Here is a 26,631-nt window from a genome sequence, read left to right on the forward strand (position 1 = left end):
GGGGTACTTCTATTCGGGTTACTTCTGTTCGAAGTGACGGCCGGGAGTGGAGAACGGCGGGGGTGAAGACCGGATCAGGAACCGGCGGCGCGAAGCCGCTCGGAGACCGGCGGCGCGAAGCCGCTCAGGAACCGGCGGCGCGGAGCCGCTCCAGGGCCTGCTCGGCGGTGCCGTGCTCAAGGAGCATCGCGTGCACCCAGCGCTCCATGCCGAAGGCGACACAGGAGCTGTACGCGGGACCGTGCGAGCCGGCCCGGATGCCGAGCCGCTCGCCGAAGAAGTTGCGGTGCCGGTTGACGGAGGCGATGGCCGTGCCGTCGGGGGCGCTGTACTCGTACTTCACCGGGTCCAGTGCCATCAGGCGGGCCCGCGATCCCCCGTTGTCGTAGAACGGGTCGTCGGCCGCCGCCCGGGTCAGGGTCAGACCGAGCCGTCCGGCCACCTCCTGGACGAACTCCCCGCCGCGTTCCTGGTGTTCGGTGGCTCCGTCCTTGGTGCCGAGGTAGATCACCTCACGCATGTGAAACCCCCACAGGCGACGCAGGCCGTCGTAGTGGGTCTCGTTGCGGAAGCAGCGGCCGACCGCCGAGAGCCGCAGCCCGTTCTCGCCGACGTCCTCGCCCTCCAGGGAGAGCAGCAGCCCGTAGCAGGTCGCGGACGGCAGCACATGGCCGGTCGGGCGCAGCGGCAGGTCCTGGGGCGAGCCGCCGGAGGCCAGGCCGTCGAGCGCCTCCGGGCCGAACCGTCCGGCGGACACGCCGAGATGGGGAAAGTTGCGGAAGAAGTCGAGCCGCGCCAGTCCGTCGACGGACAGCAGGGGCGGCCCCACGACCTCGGGGGCGGCGAGCCGCGCCGCGAGGCCGGTCAGCAGGTCGTCCAGGCCCCGCAGCAGTGCGGTGCGGACCGGGTCCAGCGTGATCAGCCCGGCACCGGGACTCTTCAGCGTGATACCCGGCAGGTCCGTGATGCTGGATGTGTTCATGAAACCGCGTCTTTCTCGGTGTGGGCCGGCAATCGGGACACCCCTCGGGCGTACGGACCACATCGCCGTGGCGTCGGCGGCCCCGGACAGGTCCGTGACCGGCCGGGGGACGGGCGGGAAAACGGGTTGACGCCCCGTCACGCACCGAACCGCGCAGTTGGACATTAGGCCTGCCACTCGCCTGTTGTCTAGACCAAAGATACCGAACGGCAGGTATCCATTCCGTGGCCGCGGGGTACAGGACGGCACCCCATATACCCATATGTGGATGGCACTTGACAGCCCGGGCGGTCTGGACCAATCCTGCTGACCGACGTGGTCACGGCTCCTCCCGCCACGGCAATGCCAACCGTCCCGCCGTCCGCGGCGCCCCCGCTCCCCCGGGGCCGCCGCCCGGCCGGCCGAGGAGAAGGACCTGCCATCAACCTCATGACCACACCCGCCCCTCGCCGTCGGCCCCGCCTGCACCGCGCGGCGTCGGACATCCCGTACTTCAGCGCGGACGGCGAGGCCTACCTCGCACAGACCGCCCTGCGGGAGCTCGACAAGTCACGCCCGCTGCGGGTGCTGTCCGAGGAGGATTTCGCCCACTGGCAGACGTACGGCTACGTCATCGTCCGGGAAGCGATCCCGGCCCCGGTGGCGCGTCAACTGCTGGACTTCACGTGGGAGTTCCAGGGCCTGGACCCGGAGCGGCCGGAGAGCTGGTACGAGGACCGGCCGCTGCGCTCCGAGCTGGACCAGCAACTGCACATCTACGGTTTCGTGGAGGCCTACCACCACCAGCTCCTCTGGGACAACCGGCAGTCGCAGCGGGTCTACGACGCCTTCGTCGACGTGTGGGACTGCGAGGAGCTGTGGGTCACCCTGGACCGGCTCAACCTCAACCCGCCCAACCGGGGCAACCGTGACCGCGCCCTGATCGAGCCGACGGACCGGGGCTTCGACATCGAGCTCCACTGGGACATCGACACCACGCTCGCCGTCCCGCCGCAGCGGGTGCAGGGCATCATCGCGCTCAACGACACCCGGCCGGAGACGGGCGGCTTCCAGTGCTGCCCGGAGCTGTTCCGGCAGTTCGACACCTGGAAGACCGGCCGGCCCGGGGACCGGGACCCGCTGCGCCCCACCATCGACCGGGACGAACTCCCCGTCGTACGACCGGATCTGCGCCCCGGCGACCTGCTCATCTGGAACGGTCTGCTGGCCCACGGAGTGGCGCGCAACCTCTCCGAGAGCGGGGTGCGCGCCGTGCAGTACCTGTCGATGATGCCCGCGCTGGAGGAGCACGAGCGGCTGCGCAAGTCCCGCGTGGAGTCCTGGCGCCACCTGCGCACCCCGCGCTGGAACCGCACCCTGGTCGGTGACCCGGTGCTGCCCGAGTCCCAGCGCTACCCGACGGCCGAACTGAACCCGCTGGGCAGCCGGCTGCTGGGGCTCGCCTCCTGGCAGGACCCGGTCGAGGACACCGCGCCCGCCGCGCGGAGCGGGGAGCCTTCGTGCGCCGCGTCTGTCTGACCCTGCCCACCCACCGGGCCTGTGCCGCCACCATCGCGGCGGTCGGCGAGGAAGCGGCGTACGGGGCACGGCGGTTCGGCGTCGAGGTGCACCTCCTGGTCCTGGACTCCTCCCCCGCGCCGGTGCTCGCAGAGCACCGGAGAGCGGTGGCCGCGCTGCCGCCGTCCCCCGGGGTGACCGTCCACCACCTGGACGAGGACGGGCAACGGACGTTTCTGCGCGGGGTGATCGACCGGTCCGGCGGGGCCGCGCCGGACCGGCTGGCGGAACTGATGCTGCCCTCCCGCGTCTCCTACGGTGCCTGCACCAACCGGGCGTTCCTCATCGCCCAGGCCCTCGGCTGCACGTCCGTCCACCGCCGGGACTCCGACAGCCGCTACCAGTACCTCCACGGCGAACCGGTCTTCCCGCTCCATCAGGAGCTCACCTATCTGGGCCAACGCGCCGATGACGTACGTGAGTCGGCGACCCGGAGCAAGCTGCCGCCGGGGACCGGGGGCCGGCGGGTGACGATGGCCGGCGGCTCCTTCGTGGGAGAGATGTCGGTGGACGTCGCGGAGATCCGCGACCTCGACCCGGACACGTACCGCGAACTGATCGGCCTGTCGATCCCCGAGGGATACCCGGAGATCTGGCGCGGACATCTGATCGACGAGTCCTTCCGGGGCGCCGGCGACACCGCGTTCGACGGCGACCGCACGACGCTCGCCCCCATCAGCCCGATGCGCGTGGACATGTGCAACATCGCACTCGACCACGAGGTCTACCGCCGGGTTCCCCTGCCGCCCGCCACCGACACCATCGGCAGCGACTACTTCCTGATCCACCTCCTCCACGACGCCCGGGTGCCCGGAGTCCAGCACAACCGGCACATCGTCAACTTCCATACGGCGGAGCGGCGTACGGACGAGGGGTTCCTCGCCTACCAGCTGCGGTTCGTGAAGTTCCTGCTGTCCAAGGCGTATCTCAACGCCGTGTACGCGAGGACGGCGGCGGCGGGTGACACGCTGCTCGACGACGAAGGCCACATCCGGGCCCGTGAGGTCGCCGGGTTCGTCCGGGACAGCACCGGCCTCGACCGGGCTTCGGGCGCCCACCGCCTCGACGTCATCGAGGACGCCTACCGGCGGCTCGGCGACCGCTACAAGACCGTCGCCGATGTCCTCCTCGAACGCCGGTCCCGGCTCCTGGACGAGGCCCACGACGACATGGCCGACTTCGCATTCCTGATGGACCACTGGGAGGCGTTGACTCGTGCGAGCGCGGACGCGGGCCCGGCGGGCGTCCGGCGGAGCGCGGCCGGACATCCCCTGGCCGTGAACCGATGAGCACCGCAGCCCGCAAGGACACCATGCACCCGAACACCCCTCGTACTCCGCCCGCCCCGCGCACCGTCACCGTCGCCTACGCGGGCGGTGACGAGCGCCGAGGCCCCCTCACCATGGGCCAGGCCAACATGATCCGCTGCATCCTGCGGGACGACCCCGAGCACATCAACAACCACGACGTGTGGGCGATCCCCCCGGACACGGACCCGGACGACGTCGTCGACGCCCTGCGCACCCTGGCCCTGCGCCACGAGGGGCTGCGCACCACGTTCCCGCATGTCCCCGGGTCCGCGCCCGTCGAGCAGGTCGTGGCGGCCGAGGGCACGTTCACGGTGACGGTCCTGGACCACCCGGAGTTCCCCGAGGAGCCCGCGCGGTACGCCGAGACGGTGGCGCGGGCGGCCCGCGCCGGCCGCTTCGCCCTGGACCGGGAGTTCCCGCTGCGGATCTCCCTGCTCACTCACCGGGGTGTGCCGGTCCACGCCGCCCTGGCGTCCAGTCACGCGGTGACGGACGGCAGCGCGCTGGCCGTCCTGAGGGAGGAGTTCCTCGCCCTGCTGGCAGGGGAGGAGCTCCCCGCCCCGGCCTCCTTCGCCCCGCTCGATCTGGCCGCCGAGGAGGCCTCCCCCACCGGAAAGCGGAAGTCGGAGGCGTCGCTGCGGTACTGGGAGCGGATCATCCGCACCGAACCGCAGGAGATGTTCGCCGAGCCGCGTGCGGCGGGCGCGGACGGCCGGGCCCGGCAGCTCACGCTCCGCTCCCTGCGGGGCGCGCGGGCCCTCGCCGGAGCGGCCGGGCGCACCGGGAACCCGGAGGCCACCGTGCTGCTGGCGGCCTGGTGCGCGCTGGTGGCCCACCGGGCGGGCCAGGACTCCTGCGTCACCGCCGTGCCGACCTCCAACCGGTTCCACGCCAGGAGCGCCCGGTCGGTGAACACCCTGTCCCAGGACGCGCTGCTCTGCCTGGATGTCCGGGTCCCGTCCTTCGACACCCTGGTCCGCAAGACCTGGGGCGCGGCGCTCAACGCCTACAAGCACAGCCAGTTCGACTCCGTGCGCCTGTGGGAGATGATCGGCCGGGTCACCGGGGAGCGTGGCAGCCACTTCGCACGGGACGTGGTCTTCAACGACGTCAGCGTGCTTCCCGCCACCCTCCTCTCCACCGCGCCGCAGGACCGCCGGGCATCCGAACTCGACCTGACCTGGGGCCCGTTCCAGGCGTTGCCGACACGGATGCTGGCGTTCGCGTACGAGACGACGCCCCAGCTCCACATCTCCCTGTGGGCCGACCCCGCTCTGTTCACCCCGGAGGAGGCGGAGGGCTTCCTGACCGGTCTGGTCCTGCTGCTGGAGGCCGCCGCCGACCGGGACGTCCCCCTGGACTCGCTCACCGGCGTGACGGGCGTCGGGCCGGCCGAGCGCGGACCCGACTGGACGCGGGTGGACGGCTGTTGGGTATCACCGACCGCTGTACGGGACGCGCTGTCCGGGGCGTTGGGCGGCCTGCCCGTGCATATCGAGGCGGACCGGGACGCGGGCCTCACGGCGTATCTGGCGCGTGGCGGCGAGACGGCCCTGACACCGGCCGGCGCCCACGAGGCGCTGATGGTGGAGGTCCCCGCCCACGGCGGTACGGGCGTCCTCGCCCCGAGCCGCTATGTGCTCGTCGAGCACCCGCCGGCCGAAGCGGACCGAAGTGCCGCGTGGCGTCGGCCGCAGATCATCGAGGAAGGGACCGGCAGAAGCCGGCAGGTACGACATGAGCGTTGACGACACGACCCTCCACAAGCCCCAACCGCTGCCGAGCCCCTGGCGGTCGGCCCGGTTCCAGCTGTTCTTCACGGCCCGCAGTGCCTCGCTGCTGGCCGACGGCATGCTGATGGTCTCCCTCACCACGGCCGTACTGGGAGCAGGCCACGGGGCGAGCGGCGTCGGCTACGCGCTGGCCGCGTGGATGACCCCGATCGTCCTGCTGGTGCTGTTCGGCGGGGTGCTGGCCGACCGGTTCACCCCGCAGCTCATGATGATCTGCGCCGACCTGGTGCGCATGCTGGCCATGATCACACTGGCCGCGCTGCTCTTCTCCTCCGACAGCGTCCCGCTGTGGCAGGTCATGGCGCTGATGGCCCTCAGCGGCGCCGCGACCGCGATGTTCCAGCCCGGTATGGCGAGCATGGTCCCCCGGGTCGCCGAGGACATCCAGAAGGCCAACGCGCTGCTGCGCATATCCGAGGCCCTGAGCACACTGCTGGGCCCCGGCCTGGCGGGCATCCTCGTCGCGTACTGGCAGGTCTCGGGCTCGTACCTGGTCATCGCGGCGGCGTACGCGCTCAGCGCACTGGTCCTGCTGCCCCTGCGGAAGCTGCACACGGTCCGCGACGAGGGCGACGCCCCGATGTGGCGCAGGCTCGCGACGGGCTGGCAGGAGTTCCGGTCCCGCCAGTGGCTGTGGGGCGTCATCGCGGTCTGGTCCGTCTACGGCCTGTTCGTGTTCGGCCCCGCGCTGCCGCTGGGCGCGGCGCTGATGATCGAGCAGCACGGGGCGAGCGGGTACGGCTGGATCGCCTCGGCGGACGGCGCGGGCACGATCATCGGCGGCCTGATCGGCATGCGGGTCCGCCCTCGCCGCCCCCTCGTGGCGGGCGCCCTGGCCATGCTCTGCTTCGCGCTGAACCCCCTGGCGCCGGCCCTCGAATGGTCCTTCGCCGCCACCGCGATCGCCCACGTCATCGCGGGCTACGGCTTCGCGTTCTGGGGGGTGATGTGGGCGACCAGCGTCCAGTCGCACATCCCGCTGACGGTCCTGAGCCGCGTCTCGGCGTACGACGTCGCCGGCTCCATCATGGTCATCCCGCTCGGCCGCGCCCTGGCGGGCCCGGCGGCCGACGCGTTCGGCGCGAACGAGGTACTGATCTTCTCGTCGGTCATGTCGTTCGTCCTGCTGGCCGCCATGCTCAGCGTCCCCGCGATCCGCGCACTGCGGCGGGCCCCGGAGGGCATGCCGAGGGCGGCGGAGGGCGAACCGGCGGTATGACCCGCACCACGGGGGTACGGCGAAAAACCGGTCAGACCCGCATGACCGGTACGTCGTACTGCGGGATGAAGGCGTTGCGGGTGACGAGAACCAGTCGATGGGCCTGCGCCTGCGCGACGAGAAGCCGGTCGAAGGGGTCCTCGTGCACCATCGGCAGCCGCCCGGCCCGCACGCCGTGCGCGGCGGTGACGGGGAGGCCCGGCAGGGCGAGGTCGCGCACACGCTCGGCGAGGTCGCCCGGACCTTCCAGGAGGCCGAGGTGCTGCTGGAAGGTGATTTCCCAGGGGCTCACGGCGCTGATGTGCACCGCGTCCGTGGTGTCGAACAGGCACTTGTCCGCAGCGGTGAGCTCCGAGGAGTCCTCGAGCCACCAGAGGATCACCGGAGTGTCGAGAAGAAGGCGCATCACAGCATCCCGAAAGCGGAGGAGATACCGGGATGCGTACCGTCGAAGTGACGGGGGACCCGGATCTGCCCTCGCAGAGAGCCGCGCCCGGGCCACCGCACGGTGGGCGGTGGCACCTCAGGTTCCCGCGCCTGCGCCCGTACGGGCTCGGGCACAGACACGGACGGGGGCTCGGGCACAGACATGGACGCGGGCACGAACACGCGCGCGGGCGCTACTGGCCGCCCCGCCCTGCTGATCACGAACGGCTGCCGGTCGATGAGCTGGATCAAGGTACCGCGAGGCGGTGGCCCGGCCCGCCGAGCCACCGAACCCTCGCCAAGTCGCCGCCACAGCCACCTCATGACGTCACCGCCGATCGGCCGGCCGCGCTCCGCACCCTGAGGGGCGCCGCCGCGGCCATCCGCAGGGCGGGCCCGTCGTCCAGACCGATGACCACCGCGAGCCCGCCCGATGCGTACGGCTCGGCGCGCACGCTCCGAACGGTGTGCCAGGCGCCCCAGACCCGTACGGACTGACCGGCCCGGACCGTCACCGCGGCGACCTCTCTCCCGGCCGGTTCGGGCACGACACCGGGGGCCAGAACCTCCGCCCACACCGTCTTGCCGATCCCGCCCGGCCGCTCGTCGACGCCCCAGCAGTGGGCCAGGGCGTCGACGAGCAGCAGCCCGCGCCCGCCGGTATCCAGCTCCCCGGGCCACCGCACCTCGGGACGTCCCCCACCCGCGTCACTCACCTCCAGCCGGAGCAGGCCGCCCAGCTTCCGGCAGAGGATGCGTACGCCGATCATCCGGTCGCCGGGGGCTTCGACGCGCAAGGCGTTGGTCACCAGCTCGGAGAGCAGCAACTCCCCCACGTCGAGGGCCTCCTGCCCGGCCCGCCATTCGCCGAGCTTGGCCCGGAGGAGGGCGCGGGCCCGGGGGACGCTGCTGCGGTTGCGGGCCAGCCGGATATTCGCTTCACACAGTTCGGCCATCTCGATCCTCCAGCGGGTGCGGCGACTGAAATCCCTTGCAGAGGGGACACGTTCAGCTCAACGCCCCTCCAGCATCAGCAGAATGGCCGCACACCGCTCGAAAATGCAACGTTGCCGATAGCCTCTGCATCATTTTTCCCTCTTTCGAGTAACCTCACCCCGACAGAGCCGCTACTTTGCTAAAGGTGTTCACATGCACGCGAAGAGCACCGCCGCCAACACCTCCACCGTTCTCGGCCGCCAACTCGGCGACGAATTGAGGAGGTTGCGCGAGGCGACAAGCCTGACCACCAGCCAGGCGGCTGAGGCCCTGGACTGCACGAAGGGAAAGATCAGCCGGATCGAGAACGGGCGAGTGGCGGTACGACTGCCCGACCTGACAGCGATGCTGCACGCGTACGAGATCGCGGACCCTGCCATCCGGGACCGCCTCGCATCCTTGGCAAGGAAGGCGAACCGCAGGCGTCGAGAGGGGTGGTGGAACCAGTACGGCGATGTACTCGCCGACACCTACCGCGACTACATCGCGCTGGAGGCGATGGCAGGATCCATCCGAACCTTCCAGGCACAGTTGATCCCCGGCCTGCTCCAAACCCCGGACTACATCCGCGCCGTCACCGTGGCCTCACGTCAGTGGCAGACAGCGGACGAGATCGAGAAGTTCGTTCACGTCAGGCTGGCACGGCAGGAACGACTCCTGGACAACGCCCCTCTTCAGCTGTGGGCCGTACTGTCGGAGGCCGTCCTTCTCCAGCAAGTAGGTGGCGGGCAGGTCATGAGCGCGCAACTGCGGCACCTACTGGCCAGTTCTGAGCACCCCAACGTGACCGTGCAGGTGCTGCCGTTCTCGCGAGGCGCCCATGCGAGTATGTTCGGCCCATACGTAGTGTTGGGATTCCCCGAGGACGGGGCGCTCGACGTGGTGTTGGCGGACAATCCGTCCGGCTCCATGTGGCTGGAACGGAAAGCGGACGTCTCGCGCTACCAGGACCTGTTCGACGCCGCGCGCACGTCCGCGCTCTCCCCGACGGAATCCCGCGCTGTCATCCGTCGCAGGGCCAAGGAGCATCAAGCATGACCAGTGCACACCCCAGCACGCCGGACCTGTCAGGCGCACAATGGCGTACCAGCTCATACAGCGGCGGCAACAACGAGTGCGTAGAGATAGCCCCCAACCTCCCCCACCTCCTCCCGGTCCGCGACAGCACCCGCCCCGCCGGCCCCGTCATCGCCTTCGGCCCCGCCGCCTGGCGGACCTTCCTCGACGATCTCGTCCAGGCCTGACCGAGGGGCGGCCAGCGACGTTGGCGCAGATCTCGAGGAAATCGGCCTGACGCAAACCGAGTTGAAGGAGCTCGGCATGACCGGACAGGCGACGACGGGCCGAGGATTCTCAGATCTCGCTCTCTCCGTACTGGAGTTGGGGCACAGCGGGCTGACCGCGAAGTTCGAGACGTTCTGCAACCGGTGGGAATGGGGCGTGCGGGGGTTCTCCCAGCAGGGCAACGGCCTCGCTGCTGGGCTGGAGCGCGGACTCGTTCACCGAGGCCCACGGCGAGGGCAAGGAGCTCCTGGGCAAGGGAGTCGACGCGGCGTAGGCGTTGGAGACGTACGGGTCGGCGGTCGTGAAACGCCCAGGGCAAGGCATGTGCGGCGATCGCGCTCTACGGGGCTGGACCACTTCGAGGGCCGCACCTCGCGCGGCTGACACCACCATGTCACCCTCGCCACCGCCACCCACGCCTTCCTCACCCTCCGGCGCCTGGACCCAAAAGCCCAAGCACCGGGCCTGACCTTCTACCAGGTCCTCCAGGTCATGCAGGACCTCCTCCTGTGCTGGACCGGCGCATGCCCCAACTGCCACCGAGGGTTACCACCCCAGCCACACATAGGCGACCGCCCACCAGACACAACCTAACGAAGCACTACTAGATATTCACACAGGATCTTCATAGAGTCCCGCTGAGCTCCTCATCCTCGAGGATCTGTTTCTTCTTCGAGTGGGGTGGGGACTATGTGGAGACGTTTGCGTTCTCGTGGTGGAACGTCACTATTGGCGGCTGGAGTCGGGGTTGCTCTGCTGGCCGGCTTGGCCCCGCAGGCGGCGGCCAGCTCGCCTGCGGGGCGGCCTTCGCCTGCTGAGGTTGCCAGTAGCGGCGGACCTGGACTGGAAGCGGCTCAGGCCGCTGCGAAGCAGACCGGTCGCCCAGTTGAGGTGGCGTCGATGCGCGGTGAGAGTACCGATGTCTTTGCGACACCCGAGGGCAATCTGGAGGCGCGGGAGTATCTGCGGCCAATCCGGGCCCGGGTGAAGGGGACGTGGCAGCCCATCGACACCGAACTGGTCCGTTCAGCGGACGGAAGTGTCGCGCCGAAATCGGCAACCATCGGGATGTCGTTCTCCGGCGGCGGAAGTGAGCCTCTGGTCAGGATGGCCAAGGCAGGTCGGGAGCTTGCACTTTCGTGGCCAGATAAGTTGCCGGAGCCTGAGCTCGACGGCCCCAGGGCCACTTACCGTGATGTGTTGCCGGACGTAGACCTGCGTATGGAGGCCCAGGAAGACGGCTTCACCCAGCTTCTGGTGGTCAACTCCGCGGAGGCGGCAGCGAACGAGAAGCTCTCCGAGCTGCGCTTGAAGTTGGCTGCTGATGGCATGCAGGTGAAGGAGACTGCCACGGGCGGTCTTGAGGCGGTCGACAATGGGGCTCAGGGCGCTGTGTTCGAGGCGCCGCGCCCCATGATGTGGGACTCCAGCACCCCCACCGGCAGCACTCCGGCCAACGCAGCAGGTTCAGCGAAGTCTCCGTCACAGCCGACGAAGGTACTCGTTGACGAGAACGCAGGTGAGCCGGCTCCGACGGAGTCGGGAAAGCTGGCCCCGGTCCAGGTGACTCTCCCAGAGCATGGCAGGGAGCTGGTACTGACTCCCGACACTGAAGTGCTGCGGGGCAAGGACACCACCTATCCGGTATTCATCGATCCTCAGTGGCACTCACCCCGGGCCACGGCGTGGACGATGGCCTCGAGGTATTGGGCGTCTTCGCCGCAGTGGAAGTTCAATGGCGAGTCAACCGCCGGAATGGGCTACTGCGAGTGGAGCTACTGCGCACCGCACGACACCAAGCGTTTGCTGTACCGGATATCCACGTCGAAGTTCGCTGGCAAGTCGATCCTGTCCGCTCAGTTCGTCGTGCGGAGCACCTGGGCCGCGTCCTGCTCGGCCAGGGAGGTCGAGCTGTGGCGGACCAAGGACATCTCGTCATCGACGACCTGGAACTCGCAGAACGCCTCCGGTTTCTGGATCAAGCAGCTCGCCTCGGAGTCATTCGCGTACGGATACGACGGCTGCTCGGCGAAGGACGCAGAGTTCAACGTGAAGACCGCGGTTCAAGAGGCCGCTAACGGCAGGTGGTCATCGCTGACGTTCGGACTACGCGCCGGCAACGAGTCGGACCGCTACGCCTGGAAGAGGTTCTCCGACAAGGCGCATCTGAGAGTTCTGTACAACCGGCCGCCGGCCCAGGTGAAGATGTCACAGCTTGTGATGGAGTACGGCGGGGTCTGCAAACGGCCTAGCAGCGCTCCGCGGGTGCGCACGCTGGGGAGGATCCACATCAACAACGTCACCGACCCGGACGGCGACAACGTCGCCGTTGAGGTGCAGGCTACGTGGGACGCGGGGGACGGCAAGGGATCGATCGTCCGGTGGCGTTCGCAACGCACCGGCTTCGCCAGGTCGGGAGCGGGCTTCAACATGAGCCTTCCCACCACGATTCCGCAGAACAAGTCGGTGAGCTGGCATGTCCGCTCCCTCGATGGAATACCGGGCTCGGAGAACGGTGGTCAGTACTCTCCTTGGTCCTCCGCAGGAGATGCGACAGCGTGCTACTTCGTCTACGACAAGACCGTCCCGGCAGCGCCGAGCATTGTCTCCGGTGAGTACCCCGCGTCCCGGCCTGAGGATCCGAATGATCCATGGATCGATGGGGTGGGCCAGTACGGCACGTTCACATTCGACACATCGTCGAGTGACGTCACCCGCTATTGGTACGGAATTAACAACGACCCGACCTCGGCACGGCAACTGACCACGACCGGCGGGTCGGCCAAGGACATGCAGTTCCTTCCCTCGAAGCCGGGGTTGAACTTCGTGACCGCCCAAGCGTTCGACGCGGCCGGCAACGGTTCTGAGATCCGCACATATCAGTTTCGGGTGAAGGCCGGTCAGCCCGAACGTGCTACCTGGCAACTGGACGAACCCTCCGGCGCGACTCAAACAGAGGGGTGGACGCCACCAAGGGTCCTTGGTCTTCAGGGTGGAGCTGTCACAGGGGCAACAGGAGCGAAGGGCACCGCGCTCGAGCTGAACGGTGTCGATGCCTATGCCTCATCCGATCTGTCGGTTGTCGATACGACGCGCGGCTTCACTGTCTCCTCGTGGGTGAAGCTGTCCAAGTTGCCCACGAGTGCGGCTATCGTGGCTGCCCAGCCGGGTAATCACAGTCCCAGCTTTGAGCTGTACTACTCCGCTGGCCTGAACCGCTGGGTGTTCAACCAGTACTCGGCCGACACCGCCGACGCCACACCGATTCGGGCCATGTCGGCCCAGCCCGGCGGGGCGACGGCGGGTGCCTGGACCCACCTGGTCGGCACGTATGACGGTGTAGCCAAGAAGCTCAGCCTGTTTGTCAACGGAGAACTCGCCGGTGAAGCATCCGTGTCGAGCCCCTGGAACGCTCGTCGGGGCCTCCAGATCGGCGCTGGCAGTTACAGCGGGGTGGCTAAGGCGTTCTTCCCCGGTGCTGTCGATGAGGTGCAGATCTTCGACAAGGTGATCGTCCAGTCGGAGGTCGACAAGCTGTATCTCAAGCAGCCTGTCGGCGATCCGGGCCGCCCGGCCACGGCAGTCTTCGAGCTCGACGAAGAGCCCGGCTCCAAGGAGATCCGTGGCCACGGTCGTGTACTGCCGGCCAAGTACAACGGCGGGGTCACAACCGGTGTCCCGGGCATTGCCGGAAAAGCTGCCCAGTTCAACGGAACCACCGGATACGCGAAGATCGGCCAGACCAGCGGGCCGCACATCAACACCTCGCGCAGCTTCAGTGTGAGCGCATGGGCAAAGCTGAACGCCACGAAGCCCACGAAAGCCGCGATCATTGCCTCGCAGGCCGGCGACTTCGCTCCCGGCTTCGAGCTGTACTACTCGGCCACCTACGACCGGTGGGCGTTCAACCAGTACTCGGCCGATACCGGCGACGCCACACCGATCCGGGCCATGCAGCCGGACGGCACCATTGCGCGGGGCGGCGAATGGGCGCATCTCACCGGGGTTCACGACACCGTCGCCAAGACCCTGACGCTCTACGTGAACGGGCAGAAGGTCCAATCCGTCGCCCTCGGTGACGCGTTCTACGCGAGCCAGTCGATGCTCATCGGCGCCGGCGCATCGAGCGGAATCATCAGGAACTACTTCCCGGGGGTGATCGATGACGTCCGTCTCTTCGAGCGCCCCGTCTCGGCGGAAGAAGTCCAGCAGATCTTCCGCCAGCGCCCTCTGGTCAAGAGCCGCTGGAACTTCGAGGAGACGACAGCCGGCTCTCCGGTGACCACCCCGGACTCCTCCCAGGAGCAGAACCGTCTGAGCCTGTACGGGACACCGCAACTGGGCATGGGCATGGTGGACAACAGCGGCCTCCAGCTCAACGGTACGGATGCATACGCCGCGACAGCGACCATGCCGGTCGACACCAGCACCAGTTTCACGATGACTGCCTGGGCACAGGCGGCAGCTGTGCCGGATCACGACATGGCGGTCCTCAGTGCCGGCGGCGCGTCCCGCAGCGCTCTTGAAGTCCGGTTCCGCCCCGAGCCTGCAAACCCGGAGGGGTTGGGCCGTTGGGAGCTCACGATTGCCGACAAGGACACTGCTGACGCCACGGTCAAGCAGCTGAGCAGTACCGAGTTCTCCGATGTCCGGGACTGGAATCACCTTGCCGTGGTCTACGACGGGTTCACCAAGGAAGCCAGCCTGTACGTCAACGGCATCCTCCAGGAGGTCGCCTGCGGAGACGCCGACGGTGACGGGGCTGCGGACGACAGCGGCTGTCAGGACCTGGTCGCCTGGGCCACCGACGTCCTGACCTTCAAGGCATCCAAGTCGCTCCAGATCGGACGTGCCCAGGGAGACAGTCCAGGCGAGTACTTCGCCGGGTCGATCGACGATGTCTGGACCTTCCAAGGTTCCCTGAACGACAGCCAGATCGGCGAACTCTACCGGGCTTGGTTCGACACCCCCACAGAAGTACCCGCCGGCAGCTGACCGGACGCCCGGGGTGTATCCGGCCAGTTGGCTGGATACACCCCGGGCTCTCACTCTTCTTCCCGACGTTTCGTGTTCGGCCCCTTGCCCGGCGGAACACCCAGAAGCAATGGACACCCACCCATGAGATCCGCACGCGCACCGCATTCAGGGCCACGGAGACTTCGCCGTACATCATTTGTCCTGTCAACAGCACTGATCGCCGGCCTTCTGCAAGCCGCAGCCATGCCGGTAGCCGCAATGGCTGACTCATCGAACCTCCCGGGGCTGCCCGCCTCGGAGAAGCCCGTCGCAGGGGAAAAGGTCCGCAAGGTCATCCCTCGGACGGTGACTAAGGGGCCTCGTGTTCCTGACGGAAAGCCGCACGCGGCTATGCCCGCGGCCAGTGAGATCTCCTTTGCTCTTCCGGCGGCCGAACCAGGGGAAGATACACGCTTCATTCGGCCCAAAGGGCAACCGATAGGCGTCGCTCCCGCCCAGCAGGAGCAAGGGGGCCAAAATTCGAACAGCAAGGCTCAGAAGGCTCCGGTACCGCTCTCCAGCCCGGTAGAGGTGACATCGCGCGTCCTGGGCCGCGAACACGCCCAGCGCGCCGGTGTGAACGGTGTGCTGTTCACCCTGACTGCGAAGGCACCGACACCGGCACTTCGCGCCGCCCGGCCTCCGGCTGGTGTCCCTGCGGCTGTGACGGTGGACTACTCAGCATTCGCGGAGGCCTACGGAGGTTCGTATGCCTCGCGCATGCACCTGGTCGAACTGCCTGCCTGCGCGCTGACCACACCAGCCGACGCGGACTGCCGCAGAGCCGAGGCGGTGAAAACAACCAATGACACAGCAGCTCAGTCGCTCACCACGGAGTCGATATCCCTTCAGGCCGGAGCGGCCACCGTCCTCGCTGCCACGGCTGCCGCCGCTGGGGACAAGGGCAACTTCAAGGCAACGACGCTGTCGCCTTCGTCGAGCTGGGACACCAGCCTCAACACCGGCGACTTCAACTGGTCCTACGAAATCCCCGTCCCCGAGGTCCCAGGCGGCTTCAAGCCACAAATCGGCCTCTCCTACTCCTCCGGAGCCATCGACGGCCGCACCGGAGGAACCAACAACCAGGGATCATGGGTCGGTGACGGCTTCGACCTGTGGCCCGGCTTCATCGAACGCCGCTACAAGCCGTGCGTGGACGATGGTGTCAAGAACGCGGACGGCAGCGAGCCCGGCGACATGTGCTGGGCCTACGACAACGCGTTCATCTCCTTCAACGGATCCAGCGGTGAACTGGTCCCCGCTGGAAAGGACGAATTCAAGCTCAAGAAGGACGATGGCACTCGCATCACTCGGCTGGAGTCCTCCGACCGGGCCAACGGGGACAACGACAACGAGTACTGGCGCCTGACCACATCCAACGGAACCCAGTACTTCTTCGGCTACAACCGTCTGCCCGGATGGGCTACTGGTAAGCCCACCACCGACTCGACCTGGACACACCCGGTGTACGGCAACAACACCGGTGAAAAGTGCCACGGCACGACCTTCGCAACCTCTTGGTGCCAGCAGGCGTGGCGGTGGAACCTCGACTACGCGGTCGATACCCGCGGGAACGCTGTCAGTTACCACTACACGAAGGAGGGCAACTCCTACGGCCGGAACCTGAAGGCCGAGGACGACACCCCCTACACCCGTGGCGGCGTCCTCAAGCGCATCGACTACGGGCAGCGCTCCGATGACCTTTACGCAACCAAGCCTCTCTCGCAGGTCGTCTTCCAGAGCTCGGAGCGCTGCCTGCCCCAGACCGGTGTCACCTGCGCCCCGGACACCATCGACGCCAAGGCGTTCTACTGGTACGACACCCCTTGGGACCTCAACTGCAAGGCCGGAACCAGCTGCGACAGCGGCCGGCTCTCCCCGTCGTTCTGGACCCGCAACCGGCTGACCGGTATCACGTCCCAGGTACTGAACACTGGCGGCACCTACGACAAGGTCGACTCCTGGAAGCTCGGCCACCGGTGGGGCATGGCCGACACCGACTACCAGCTTCTCCTGGAGAGCATTCAGCGCACCGGTGAATCCGCCACGCCCACCATCACCCTGCCGAGAACGACGTTCGCCTACACCCAGCTCGCCAACCGGCTGGACAAGATCGGTGACGGCTACGCCCCGTTCATCAAGGACCGCCTCAGCCACATCGACGACGAGTACGGATCCAGCGTCGTAGCCAACTATTCAGCTGCCGCATGCAACTGGTCCGCGCTGCCCACCCCGGAGACCAACACCACACGCTGCTTCCCGCAGTACCTCGGCGGCACCAGCTCCGAACCCGCAGAACTGCACTGGTTCAACAAGTACGTGACAACGTCGGTCACGACGAAGGACCGCACCGGTGGCGCCCCCGACGAGGTGACCCACTACCAGTACCCCGGCAACGCCGCCTGGCACTACAACGACGATGACGGCCTGACCAAGGAGAAGGAGAAGACCTGGTCCCAGTGGCGCGGCTACGGCCAGGTCCGGGTCCAGACCGGCGGAGACGGCGGTGACGTCCCTCTCAAGACCCAGCACGACTCCTACTTCCTGCGCGGGATGGACGGCGACCGCAAGGACAAGAACGGCGGCTCCAAGAGCGTTGCCGTCACTCTGGCGGCCGGTGAGGGCGACCCGATCACCGACCACGAGTCCGCTGCCGGTTTCGCCTACAAGTCGGTGACGTTCGACAAGCCGGGCGGCAAGGTCCTGGAGAAGTCGGTCGAGCGTCCCTGGCACCACGAGACGGCGAAGAAGGTCCGTGACTGGGGCACGGTCACCGCCAACTTCACAGGCGCCTCGCACTCCAAGCAGTGGGTCTCCCTGGACAACGGAGCCGGGGTCCTGTGGCGCACGATGTCCAGATCCACCAAGCAGGACACCGTCGCCGGACGGGTCGTGCAGGTCGAGGACCACGGCGACGACGCGATAGCCGCCGACGACCAGTGCACCCGCACCACCTATCCCCCGGTGACGAACAAGAACATCCTCGGCCTCACCTACCGTGTCGAGACCGTGGCCAAAGCGTGTGACGTCACACAGATCGACAGAGCCAAGGACGTCGTCTCCGACGCGCTTGCCGCCTACGACGGCGCCGGATACGGAGCCGCGCCGACCAAGGGAGACCTCACCGCCGGCGCAAAGCTCAAGAGCCACGACGGGACCAAGGCCACTTACCTGGAAAGCGCCACTACCCACGACTCCTACGGGCGTCAGCTCACCATGGTGGATCTGACCGCCGACGTCACAGTCACAGGAACCGCAGCTCCCGTACGCACGGCACGGAGCGGCGGCCTCACCACGACGACCGTCTACACGCCGGCTACCGGCCTGCCCACCCAGATCAAGGTGACCACACCGCCCGCTTCGGTCGGCGTCGCGACATCGTCCTTGACGTCCACCACCACCGTGGACCCCCGGCGGAACAACGCCGTGAAGCAGACCGACGCCAACAACAACTCCACCCAGATCGCCTACGACGCCCTGGGACGAACCGTCAAGGTCTGGCAGGCCAACCGGACGACCAGCCAGACACCGACCGAACAGTTCGACTACACGGTCGCCGAAGGCCAGGAAGTCGCGGTGTCCGCGAAAGCCCTGGACAGCCAGGGCGGCCAGGTCACGTCCTGGGTGCTGTACGACGGATATCTCCGGCAGCGCCAGACTCAGGCCCCCGGACCTGAAGGCGGAAGCGTCCTGAGCGACGTCTTCTACGATGAGCGCGGCCTGGCAGCGAAATCGTTCGCCCACTACTACACGACCGCTAAACCGTCGGCCAAGATCTTCAAACCCGACAACGCGTGGTCCGTGGAAACGCAGACTCACTCCTCGTTCGACGGCCTGAACCGTCCTGTCGAAACACGGCAGGTCCGTGGAAACGGCGACGGTGGACAAGTTCTCAGCACCACAAAGACCCTCTATGGAGGGGACCGGACCACTGTCATCCCTCCAGTGGGCACCACCGCGACCACGACGCTCACCGACGCCCGTGGCAAGAACACGGAGCTCCGCCAGCATCACCTCCGCTCAGCGAGTGCTGCCTACGACAGCACGCTGTACCAGTACACGCGCAGAGGCGAGCTCAGCAAGGTCACCGGCCCGGACAACAACAGCTGGACCTACGAGTACGACCAGCTCGGCCACCAGACAAAGCTGACCGACCCCGACAAGGGCGCCACCGAGAACACCTACAACGACCGCGGCCAACTCGTGTTCAGCAAGGGTGCCCGCACCGACGTCCCCGGTCTCGCCTACGTCTACGACGATCTCGGACGCCAGACGGAGGTACGTGAGAGTTCAGCGACCGGAACCCTGCGTACGAAGCACGAGTACGACACCGTCAGCCGGGCCAAGGGACACCTCGCGTCCTCCACTCGCTACGTGGGAAGCAAGCAGTACACCACCAAGGTCACGCAGTACGACGCCCTCTACCGTGCGGTCAGAACCTCCGTCGTCATTCCCGCAGCAGAAGGGGACGAAGGCAAACTCGCCGGGACCTACCAGACCGGGTCCACGTTCCTGCCCTCCGGCCTGCCCGACGGAACCAACTACTCCGCCGCCGGCAACCTCCCGGGCGGCTCCGTGGGCTACACCTACGAAGAGCAGACCCTCAGACCAATCAGGGTGTACGGGCAGGGCATATCCGCCAGCACCTCCTACAGCTATACCGGCAAGCCCCTCATGCACGAGGTCGGCCTGACCGACGGCGGCAAACGCACCAGAATGACAAACTCCTACGAGCCCGGTACCCAGAGACTGGCCACAACACGTGTCGACCGGGAGGAACAGGCCGGCGTGGACCGCCACGCCACCTACAAGTACGACGAAGCGGGCAACATCCTGTCCATCGCGGATGTCTCCCGCACCGGTACGGACAACCAGTGCTTCACCTACGACTACCTCACCCGGCTGACCGAGGCGTGGACCCAGCCTGTCACCACCTGTGCCACCGCACCGGCGGCAAACAAGCTCGGGGGCCCGGAACCCTACTGGCAGTCCTTCACCTACGACAAAGCCGGCAACCGCAAGACCGAAATGCAGCACGACAGCGCAGGTGACACGGCGAAAGACGTAAGCCGCGTCTACACCTACCCTTCGGCCGGTGCCAAGAACGCCCACAGCCTCACCTCACGCACCACCACAGGCCCCTCCGGAAACAGCACCGAGTCCTACGGCTACGACCCCGCAGGTAACACCATCACCCGCCCGGGACAGAAGCTCACCTGGGACGCCGAAGGCCGTCTCGCCACCGTCACCGAGAACGGCAAGACCACCAGCTACCTCTATGACGCGGCAGGCAACCGGCTGATCGGCCGCACCCCCACCGAGGTCACGCTCTACCTCGGCCACACCGAAGTCACCGCCCGTACGGGAGCCGACAAGGCTGAAGCCACACGGTACTTCGGCCTCGGCGGCGGACAGACAGCCATACGCAGCGACGACGGAACCTTCTCCTTCACCGTCGCCGACCACCACGGCACCGGCGAACTCGCCATCCAGGCGAACACCCTCGCCATCACCCAACGCCGCACCCTTCCCTTCGGCGAAATCCGCGGCCAGACACCCACCACCTGGCCAGGCACCAGAGGCTTCGTCAGCGGCACCGACGACACCAAAACCACAGGCCTCACCCACCTCGGCGCCCGCGAATACGATCCCGACCTCGGCCGCTTCATCTCCGTCGACCCCATCCTCGACCTGGCCGACCCCCAGCAGATGAACGGCTACAACTACGCCAACAACAACCCCACCACCCTCTCCGACCCGACCGGCCTGCGCCCCGACGGAGCCTGCGGCGGAACCGGCTCCTGCAAAGCCGACACCGGAAACTGGACCAAAACCCAAAAGGGTTGGGACTACCAAGAAAGCCAGAACACCTCCACGCCACCCCAGAACAGTGGGTCAGCCAACCCCGGAGGAAACAACGGGAGCGCCAACCAGCCCAAACCCATCGACAAACAGCCAGTAATCGGAGACACACCCCTCCCGACAAAGGCCGCGCTCTACGCACAAAACTATTCAATGGGTGACGCGTCCGTCTCCTACTCAGAGATGATCCTCACCTGGGCCGACAACCAATGCCAGGCTAGGCCCGACGGGCCATCCTGCAAAGTAGCCCACGACTTGGGGTGGGTTAGCCCGACCAAGGACTTCCTCGAACTCATCGGGGTTCGTGACGCGATCCGTTGCGCGGGCGGCAGCGTGAGCGGCTGCGTCTGGACAGTCGCCGGATTCACACCCGTAGGAAAAATTGCGAAGGTCGCGAAGGCCGCAAGGCTCGCCAAGGCTGGCCGCGGGTGCAACAGCTTCCTCCCAGACACCAAAGTCCTCATGGCGGATGGAACGCACAAGGAAATATCGGAAGTAGAAGTCGGGGACGAGGTCCTGGCGACTGATCCAAAAACTGGCAAGACTAAACCGAAGAAGGTCAGCAGGGAAATTCTCGGCAGTGGCCAAAAGACTCTTGTCGAGATCACTATCGCGCTCACCGAAACCTCGGATCCAGACTCGAAGATCAAAGCCACAGGCAACCACCCCTTCTGGGTTCCAGATCTTCAAGAATGGGTCGACGCCGCAGATCTTCGCGCAGGACAGTCGCTACTGAACAGCGACGGGTCACTTGAGCGTATTGTGGGTGTCAAGAACTGGGCTCAGGTTGCCGAGGTCCACAATCTGACTGTCGAAGACCTGCACACGTACTATGTGCTGGCGGGGGCTACGCCGGTACTGGTTCACAACAGCAACTGCGACTTCAAGATTGGCGTTGCGGACGAGAAGTACGACAAGCACGTCCTGGGTCTCGATGATTCCGGAAACGCCACCCGCAGGCCCGATATGCCGGAATATGACACGGGTGATGGGTTTGAAAGATACGTCGCGGACGCGCAGGCGCTGATGTGTCCCGGTAGCTGCCCTGCCGCCACCCGTGAAGCTGTCAGAAGCGATGGTGTCATCATTCGAATGGATTCCCAGGGAAGAATAGGAATGAGGAACGGAAATACCATCACTACCTATTTCCGGCCAGATGACCCGCTCGCATACTTCCAGCGGGAGGCGGCCCGATGACTCACGGTACTGAGAACTTCCGCGATGCGTTCTCTAGCTTTGTCAGAGAGTCTGGTCGGTGGCGTGACGTCGAACCAGAGGCACTCCTGTCTCGCTGGAGGACGTTCGTCGAAGAGTGCGAACAGGGTTATCGGGGTGACGCCGAAGACTACTTCAATGATCTGACATCGAGGGATTCTCTGGCGAGGGCCATGGATTCTGCGGAACTGCAAAGCTTCCCCGAGCTTGCGCTACTTCGCACAGAAGTGGAAGCGGTAGACTCAAGATTCCGTGCACTCCTAATCCCTGATGCGTTCCCAAGGATCCTTGAGGAAGCCTGGTGGGCGCGCGGAGTGGTGAAATTTGCGCGTAGGCGCCTGGTGGAGGACTTGAGGCGCGAATATCGCCTTGAGGCGGAGCTATTCGAATAGTTGTTGAAGGTTCGCGCAAGTAAAGAGAAGCCCCGTCAGGTGCGTCCTGACGGGGCTTCTGCGCGGTCTGACGGCAGTAGTTGACGGCAACGTCAGCGGACTGTGGCTCCGCACAGCGGCGGGTCGCCGTCGTCGTCGCGGGTCGGCTCGTCGTTGACGGGACGATCAAGGGCGATGCTGAGGACGTCTATGGCGTCTCGTTGGAGGCGGAGTCGGACGTGGGCGTAGACGGTGGCGGTGACGCCGATGTGGGCGTGGCCGAGGAGTTCCTTGATGACGACGAGTTCGACGCCCTGTTCCAGAAGCAGGGTGGCCGTGGAGTGTCTGAGGTCGTGGAAGCGGATGCGGCGGAGGCCGGCATTGCGCAGGAGCGTGGTGAAGGCGCGTGTGAGGTTGGTCGGGTCGATTGATCCGCCCTGCGCGGTGGCGAACACGTGCCCGCTGTCCTGCCATGTGGTGCCTGCGGCTTCCCGTTCGCGCTGCTGCTGCTCGTGGTGATGCTTCAGCGAGTGGAGGCAGCGGGTGGGCAGGGCGATGCGACGTTCAGAGGCCCGCGTCTTGGTGGGCAGCGTGGTGAGTCCGCCTGCGGTGGTGCGCTGCAAGGTGCGGCGGACGGCAGCGGTGCCCCGATCGAGGTCGAGGTCTTCCCAGCGCAGGCCGAGGAGTTCGCCCTTGCGGAGTCCGGTGTGGAGGGCGAGTTCGAACAGGGCGTGCAACCGGTGTCCGCGCGTGGTCGTGAGGAACTGGCGGGCTTCGTCGGCGGTGAGGGGTTCGAAGCGTCGGGGCCGTGGGGTGCCGGTGCGGACGTTGCGGGCGACGTTGCGCGGGATCTCCTCTTCGCGGACTGAGGTAACCGCGGCCGTCGGTGCTGAGGTAGCAGGGCTTTCCGTCGGGGGTGGTCCACGGCAACAGGCGCGGGCCGGTCAGTCCCGCTGCCGCGTCGTGGAGATCCCTGCGGCGCATACGGTCCGCGTCGCTCCTGGGCTGATTCATCGTGTACCCCCGGGCCTGGCCACCCTCGCCGACGACATCGAGTCGGTGCAGCTCGGCATGGGCAAGGAGCTGCTGGAGTACGCCCGAGACACCACGGTCCCCGGCGTGAAGATCCTCTCGGCCACCGAATACCGCTGGCTGGCCTGCCGCCTGACCGAGGCCCTGGCCGACGCACTCCGGGTCGCGGACTCGCGAGGGCGACGTCTCCCGGACGCGGCGGAGGAAGAGGCCGGCGGTGATGCCTGATCCCGCAAGCAGCGACGCACCGGCCCGGGGGCGCTACCGATTTCGCGAGTACCGCGTGACCACCGCCCCCGATTCCCTGGCCCTGCCGGTCTTCGAGGCGGTCTGCGTCACCGGCGAGGAACACGACTGCGGCGCCACCTCCGGCACCCTTCACGAACCGGACGAGCTGACCCGCTGGATCGCCGGACACTGTGCCGCCACTGGCCACGAGTTGTACGAGCAGACCACCCGCACCGTTCTTCGCGCCGAGCCCGGCGCATGGCAGTAAAGTCCCCTGCGCCAGCGGCAGCGTGGTCCACGCCGCCTGACGGCAGTAGCGACGGCAACGCCCACGGATTCCCCCGCACAATCACGGACACCAGCGGAACCCGAAACCGTCGCTGATCTGCGAATACGCAGACAGAGAGGGGCCGCGTAGCACACGTACTATGTGCTGGCTGGTCAGACGCCGGTACTCGTTCACAACAGCAACTGCACAAATTGGGCCGCCAATAGCGTGAAGACGTGGGGGCACACATTCAAGACTCATGGTGCCGGAGCGAAGAACACGAAGGCTCTGACCGACCGCGCTCGTAGTACCGGAAATCAGCAGGGTCAATGGCTGGATAATGACGGCGCCGCAGAGTTCTTGAAGGGACTCCATGTCGAAGGGGCCGGTCCCAGGTCGGTGCGCATTCCGGATGGATTGGGGCAGGTGATCATGCCGGATGGGAGTATCACCCAAGCGCGGGCAGCCACCATCGTCTCGAGTCCAAATGGACTGTACAAGACAGGATTCCCGATTATTGGCCCGAACTAGGAGGCTGGAGAGATGAGCTTCTCTGTGTCGTTCAATCCGGCCGTGCAGTCTGGTACTGCGGCTCCTGCTCCAGCGAGTCTGGAGCCAGGTGACGATTACGAAACCCTCGTCATGGAGGCGTGTAGCGCCCTCTCCGATGCTGGAGGCAGCAGATTCCACATCGGCGGTTTCGGGAACGGTGATTGGCCGCTCGATGTCGGGTATGACTTGTCTGCCTTCATGGAGCAGTTCCCGCCACTGATGGCAAGTGTGCGTGAACGTCGCGAAGTCGAGGCGGATCTTTACTCGCAGGGCATCGAAAGGACTTTGACCTTCCGACCAAGCGAGGATCTGGTGATGATTCACTGCGAGTCGCGGACCAACTGGGTTCCAAACCCAGAGTACGAGAGCATTGCGCAAAGTGAGCTAGTCGCGATGCTCTCGAAATTGGCCGAAGACTTCGCACGGGGCTTGAAGACGATTAAATTCGGCCTGTCGGAGGCCGCACCATTCGATCTTTGGCTGGAGGGTGAGGTGTAGCCTCGCAGCCCGATCCTACAATCCACGTGTTGGACAGCAGTAGCAAACTTGAAGCCCCGCCAGGTGCGTTCTGGCGGGGCTTCTGCGGTGGGTGACGGCGGTAGTTGACGGAAACGTCAGCGGACAAGGGCGGCGCAGGATGGAGGGGCGCCGCCTCGTCTGCCCCTCACGAAAGATCGAGGTCAGTTTCCGCTTCGTAGCCTCTGTAGGTGCCCGTGTGGGGCTGGTATCCCGATCCGAGTAGCCGCCCATGACGGTCGGACCCCTCACTCCTCCGGCGGGAACACCACCTCCCCCGACCCCTCCAGCGTCAGCGTGATCGCCTCCACGGGGCAGCCCTCCGCCGCCGCGAGGAGTTGTTCGTTCGCGTCGTGGTCCTCGTCCGTCGGGTGGGACTGGCGGGCTGAGTCCAGGTGGAAGCCGTCCGGGGCGTGGCTGACGCACATGCCGGAGCCGATGCAGACGGAGCGGTCGACCTCCACGTGCCAGCGGTCGCCCATCACGCCTCCCGGTAGCCGGCGGGCAGGTGGATCATCTTGTGCTCGAAGAACTCGCCGTAGCCCTCGGGGCCGAACTCGCGGCCCAGGCCGGAGTTCTTGTAGCCGCCGAAGGGGCCGAGCATGTCGAGGCTGAAGGTGTTCACGCTGTACGTGCCCGTGCGGACGCGGCGGGCCACGTCGATGCCGCGTTCCGTGTCGGCCGTCCAGACGCTGCCGCTGAGGCCGTACGGGGAGTCGTCGGCGATGCGGACGGCCTCGTCCTCGTCTCCGTACGGGATCAGGCAGATGACCGGGCCGAAGATCTCCTCGCGGGCGATGCGCATGGAGTTGTCGACCGAGCCGAAGAGGGTCGGCTCGACGTACCAGCCCCGCTCCTGGGAGGCGGGGCGGTTACCGCCGGTGAGGATCTTGGCGCCCTCCTCCTGGCCCAACCGGATGTAGTCCAGGGAACGTTGCTGCTGGCGGCGGGCGACCAAGGGGCCCAGTTCCGTGGTCGGGTCCAGGGGGTCGCCCACGCGCAGGGCTCCTGCCGCCGCCGTGAAGGCCTCCGCCATCTCGTCGTAGCGGGAGCGCGGGGCCAGGATGCGCGTCTGGGCCACGCACGCCTGGCCGTTGATCATCCAGGCGAAGGGGACGATACCCGCGACCGCCGCCTCCAGGTCCGCGTCGGGGAGGATCACCGCCGCCGACTTCCCGCCCAACTCCAGGGTGACGCGGGTGAGGTGGCGGGAGGCCACCTCCATCACGCGGCGGCCGGCCGCCACCGAGCCGGTGAAGGAGACCTTGTCCACGTCCGGGTGGCCCACCAGGTATTCGCTGACCTCCCGGTCGGCCGGGAGGATGGAGAGGACCCCGGGCGGCAGGCCCGCCTCCGCCGCTATCTCCGCCAGGAGGTAGGCGTCCAGGGGGGTTTCCGGTGAGACCTTCAGGACCACCGTGCAGCCCGCGAGCAGGGCCGGCGCCAGCTTCGCGGCGGCCGTGAACTGCGGGACGTTCCACGGGACGACCGCGGCGACCACGCCGACCGGCTCCCGGCGGACCAGGAGGGGGCCGAGGACACCGTCGCGTCGCTCCTCGTACGGGAAGTCGCGGGCCACCGTGATCGCCGAGTCCCAGACCATCATCGCGGCCAGCGCCTGCACCATGACGCTCGAACTGTACGGAGTGCCGTTCTGGGCGCTGATCAGCCGTGCGAACTCCTCGTGGCGTACGGCGAAGGCGTCCTTGATCCGGGTGATCACCGCGATCCGCTCGTCCAGGCCCATCCGCGGCCAGGGGCCCTCGTCGAAGGCGCGGCGGGCGGCGGCGACCGCCCGGTCCACATCGCCCTCGGAAGCGTGCGGCACACGGCCGATGACCTGTTCGGTGTGCGGGGAGATCACCTCGATGACCTCGATGCCGAGCGGATCGGTGAACTCCCCGCCGATGAACAGTTGTCCGTGTTCCACAAGCTCGGTCATGGCTGTCGCCTCCCGCGGCCCGGCCCCACTGGCTGACTACTCGTCAGAACTGATATCAGTTC

At 66.9% G+C, this 26,631-nt stretch carries 16 protein-coding genes and 2 pseudogenes; 12 read left to right on the forward strand and 6 right to left on the reverse strand.

All coding sequences use genetic code 11. The features are described from left to right. Positions 1-124: 124 nt before the first annotated feature. A complete protein-coding gene (locus ACZ60Q_RS02060; protein ID WP_469626993.1) occupies positions 125-982 on the reverse strand; it encodes a class-II aminoacyl-tRNA synthetase family protein in 858 nt (285 codons plus the stop codon). Positions 983-1,411: 429 nt separating this feature from the next. On the opposite strand from ACZ60Q_RS02060, the gene ACZ60Q_RS02065 reads away from it, so the two are divergent. The 4 genes from ACZ60Q_RS02065 to ACZ60Q_RS02080 are packed head-to-tail and all read left to right on the forward strand — an operon-like array spanning position 1,412 to position 6,861. Beyond that, positions 1,412-2,500 (forward strand): phytanoyl-CoA dioxygenase family protein, encoded by a 1,089-nt coding sequence (locus ACZ60Q_RS02065; RefSeq protein ID WP_469626995.1) that lies wholly within the window; start codon positions 1,412-1,414, stop codon positions 2,498-2,500. After that, entirely contained in the window at positions 2,482-3,828 is a 1,347-nt protein-coding gene (locus ACZ60Q_RS02070; RefSeq protein WP_469626998.1) for a DUF6271 family protein, read from the forward strand. The genes ACZ60Q_RS02065 and ACZ60Q_RS02070 overlap by 19 nt, the downstream gene beginning before the upstream one ends. Beyond that, entirely contained in the window at positions 3,825-5,597 is a 1,773-nt protein-coding gene (locus tag ACZ60Q_RS02075) for a condensation domain-containing protein (protein ID WP_469627001.1), read from the forward strand. The genes ACZ60Q_RS02070 and ACZ60Q_RS02075 overlap by 4 nt, the downstream gene beginning before the upstream one ends. Next, the gene (locus ACZ60Q_RS02080) at positions 5,587-6,861 is read left to right on the forward strand and encodes an MFS transporter (protein WP_469627004.1); all 1,275 of its coding nucleotides are present in this window, start codon (positions 5,587-5,589) and stop codon (positions 6,859-6,861) included. The genes ACZ60Q_RS02075 and ACZ60Q_RS02080 overlap by 11 nt, the downstream gene beginning before the upstream one ends. Before the next feature lie 31 nt (positions 6,862-6,892). Here ACZ60Q_RS02080 and ACZ60Q_RS02085 read toward each other — a convergent pair whose 3' ends face one another. Further along, positions 6,893-7,267: a type II toxin-antitoxin system VapC family toxin gene (locus ACZ60Q_RS02085; RefSeq protein WP_469627007.1), complete on the reverse strand. Its 375-nt coding sequence runs from the start codon at positions 7,265-7,267 to the stop codon at positions 6,893-6,895. 340 nt (positions 7,268-7,607) lie between these two features. Beyond that, positions 7,608-8,243, reverse strand: coding sequence for an ATP-binding protein (locus tag ACZ60Q_RS02090; RefSeq protein WP_469627010.1), 636 nt, complete (start codon positions 8,241-8,243; stop codon positions 7,608-7,610). 193 nt (positions 8,244-8,436) lie between these two features. On the opposite strand from ACZ60Q_RS02090, the gene ACZ60Q_RS02095 reads away from it, so the two are divergent. The 5 genes and pseudogenes from ACZ60Q_RS02095 to ACZ60Q_RS02115 all read left to right on the forward strand — a co-directional run bounded on the left by ACZ60Q_RS02095 (position 8,437) and on the right by ACZ60Q_RS02115 (position 21,642). Next, positions 8,437-9,321, forward strand: coding sequence for a helix-turn-helix domain-containing protein (locus ACZ60Q_RS02095; protein ID WP_469627013.1), 885 nt, complete (start codon positions 8,437-8,439; stop codon positions 9,319-9,321). Beyond that, the gene (locus ACZ60Q_RS02100; RefSeq protein ID WP_469627015.1) at positions 9,318-9,527 is read left to right on the forward strand and encodes a DUF397 domain-containing protein; all 210 of its coding nucleotides are present in this window, start codon (positions 9,318-9,320) and stop codon (positions 9,525-9,527) included. Before ACZ60Q_RS02095 ends, ACZ60Q_RS02100 begins: the two co-directional genes overlap by 4 nt. A gap of 385 nt (positions 9,528-9,912) precedes the next feature. Next, positions 9,913-10,069, forward strand: a pseudogene (locus tag ACZ60Q_RS02105) (IS701 family transposase); the annotation flags it as partial. Between the two features lie 398 nt (positions 10,070-10,467). Beyond that, entirely contained in the window at positions 10,468-14,562 is a 4,095-nt protein-coding gene (locus ACZ60Q_RS02110; RefSeq protein WP_469627018.1) for a LamG-like jellyroll fold domain-containing protein, read from the forward strand. Between the two features lie 123 nt (positions 14,563-14,685). Beyond that, entirely contained in the window at positions 14,686-21,642 is a 6,957-nt protein-coding gene (locus tag ACZ60Q_RS02115; RefSeq protein WP_469627021.1) for a polymorphic toxin-type HINT domain-containing protein, read from the forward strand. Between the two features lie 502 nt (positions 21,643-22,144). Here the strand turns inward: ACZ60Q_RS02115 and ACZ60Q_RS02120 are convergent. Beyond that, a pseudogene (locus tag ACZ60Q_RS02120) lies at positions 22,145-22,900 on the reverse strand (tyrosine-type recombinase/integrase); the annotation flags it as partial. A 94-nt stretch (positions 22,901-22,994) separates the two neighbouring features. On the opposite strand from ACZ60Q_RS02120, the gene ACZ60Q_RS02125 reads away from it, so the two are divergent. The 3 genes from ACZ60Q_RS02125 (at position 22,995) to ACZ60Q_RS02135 (ending at position 24,609) form a co-directional block, all read left to right on the forward strand. Then, positions 22,995-23,291, forward strand: coding sequence for a hypothetical protein (locus ACZ60Q_RS02125; protein WP_469627023.1), 297 nt, complete (start codon positions 22,995-22,997; stop codon positions 23,289-23,291). After that, positions 23,284-23,559 carry a DUF7848 domain-containing protein gene (locus ACZ60Q_RS02130; RefSeq protein ID WP_469627026.1) on the forward strand — a complete coding sequence of 92 codons (276 nt, stop codon included), beginning with the start codon at positions 23,284-23,286 and terminating at the stop codon, positions 23,557-23,559. The genes ACZ60Q_RS02125 and ACZ60Q_RS02130 overlap by 8 nt, the downstream gene beginning before the upstream one ends. 543 nt (positions 23,560-24,102) lie before the next feature. Further along, entirely contained in the window at positions 24,103-24,609 is a 507-nt protein-coding gene (locus ACZ60Q_RS02135; RefSeq protein ID WP_469627028.1) for a hypothetical protein, read from the forward strand. Positions 24,610-24,875: 266 nt separating this feature from the next. On the opposite strand, the gene ACZ60Q_RS02140 is transcribed toward ACZ60Q_RS02135, so the two are convergent. Beyond that, a complete protein-coding gene (locus ACZ60Q_RS02140; protein ID WP_469627031.1) occupies positions 24,876-25,109 on the reverse strand; it encodes a ferredoxin in 234 nt (77 codons plus the stop codon). Further along, complete coding sequence (locus tag ACZ60Q_RS02145; RefSeq protein ID WP_469627033.1) at positions 25,109-26,569, reverse strand: aldehyde dehydrogenase; 1,461 nt, start codon at positions 26,567-26,569, stop codon at positions 25,109-25,111. Before ACZ60Q_RS02145 ends, ACZ60Q_RS02140 begins: the two co-directional genes overlap by 1 nt. Positions 26,570-26,631: the final 62 nt, after the last annotated feature.

The sequence above is a fragment of the Streptomyces sp. NPDC104313 genome, assembly GCF_055583985.1.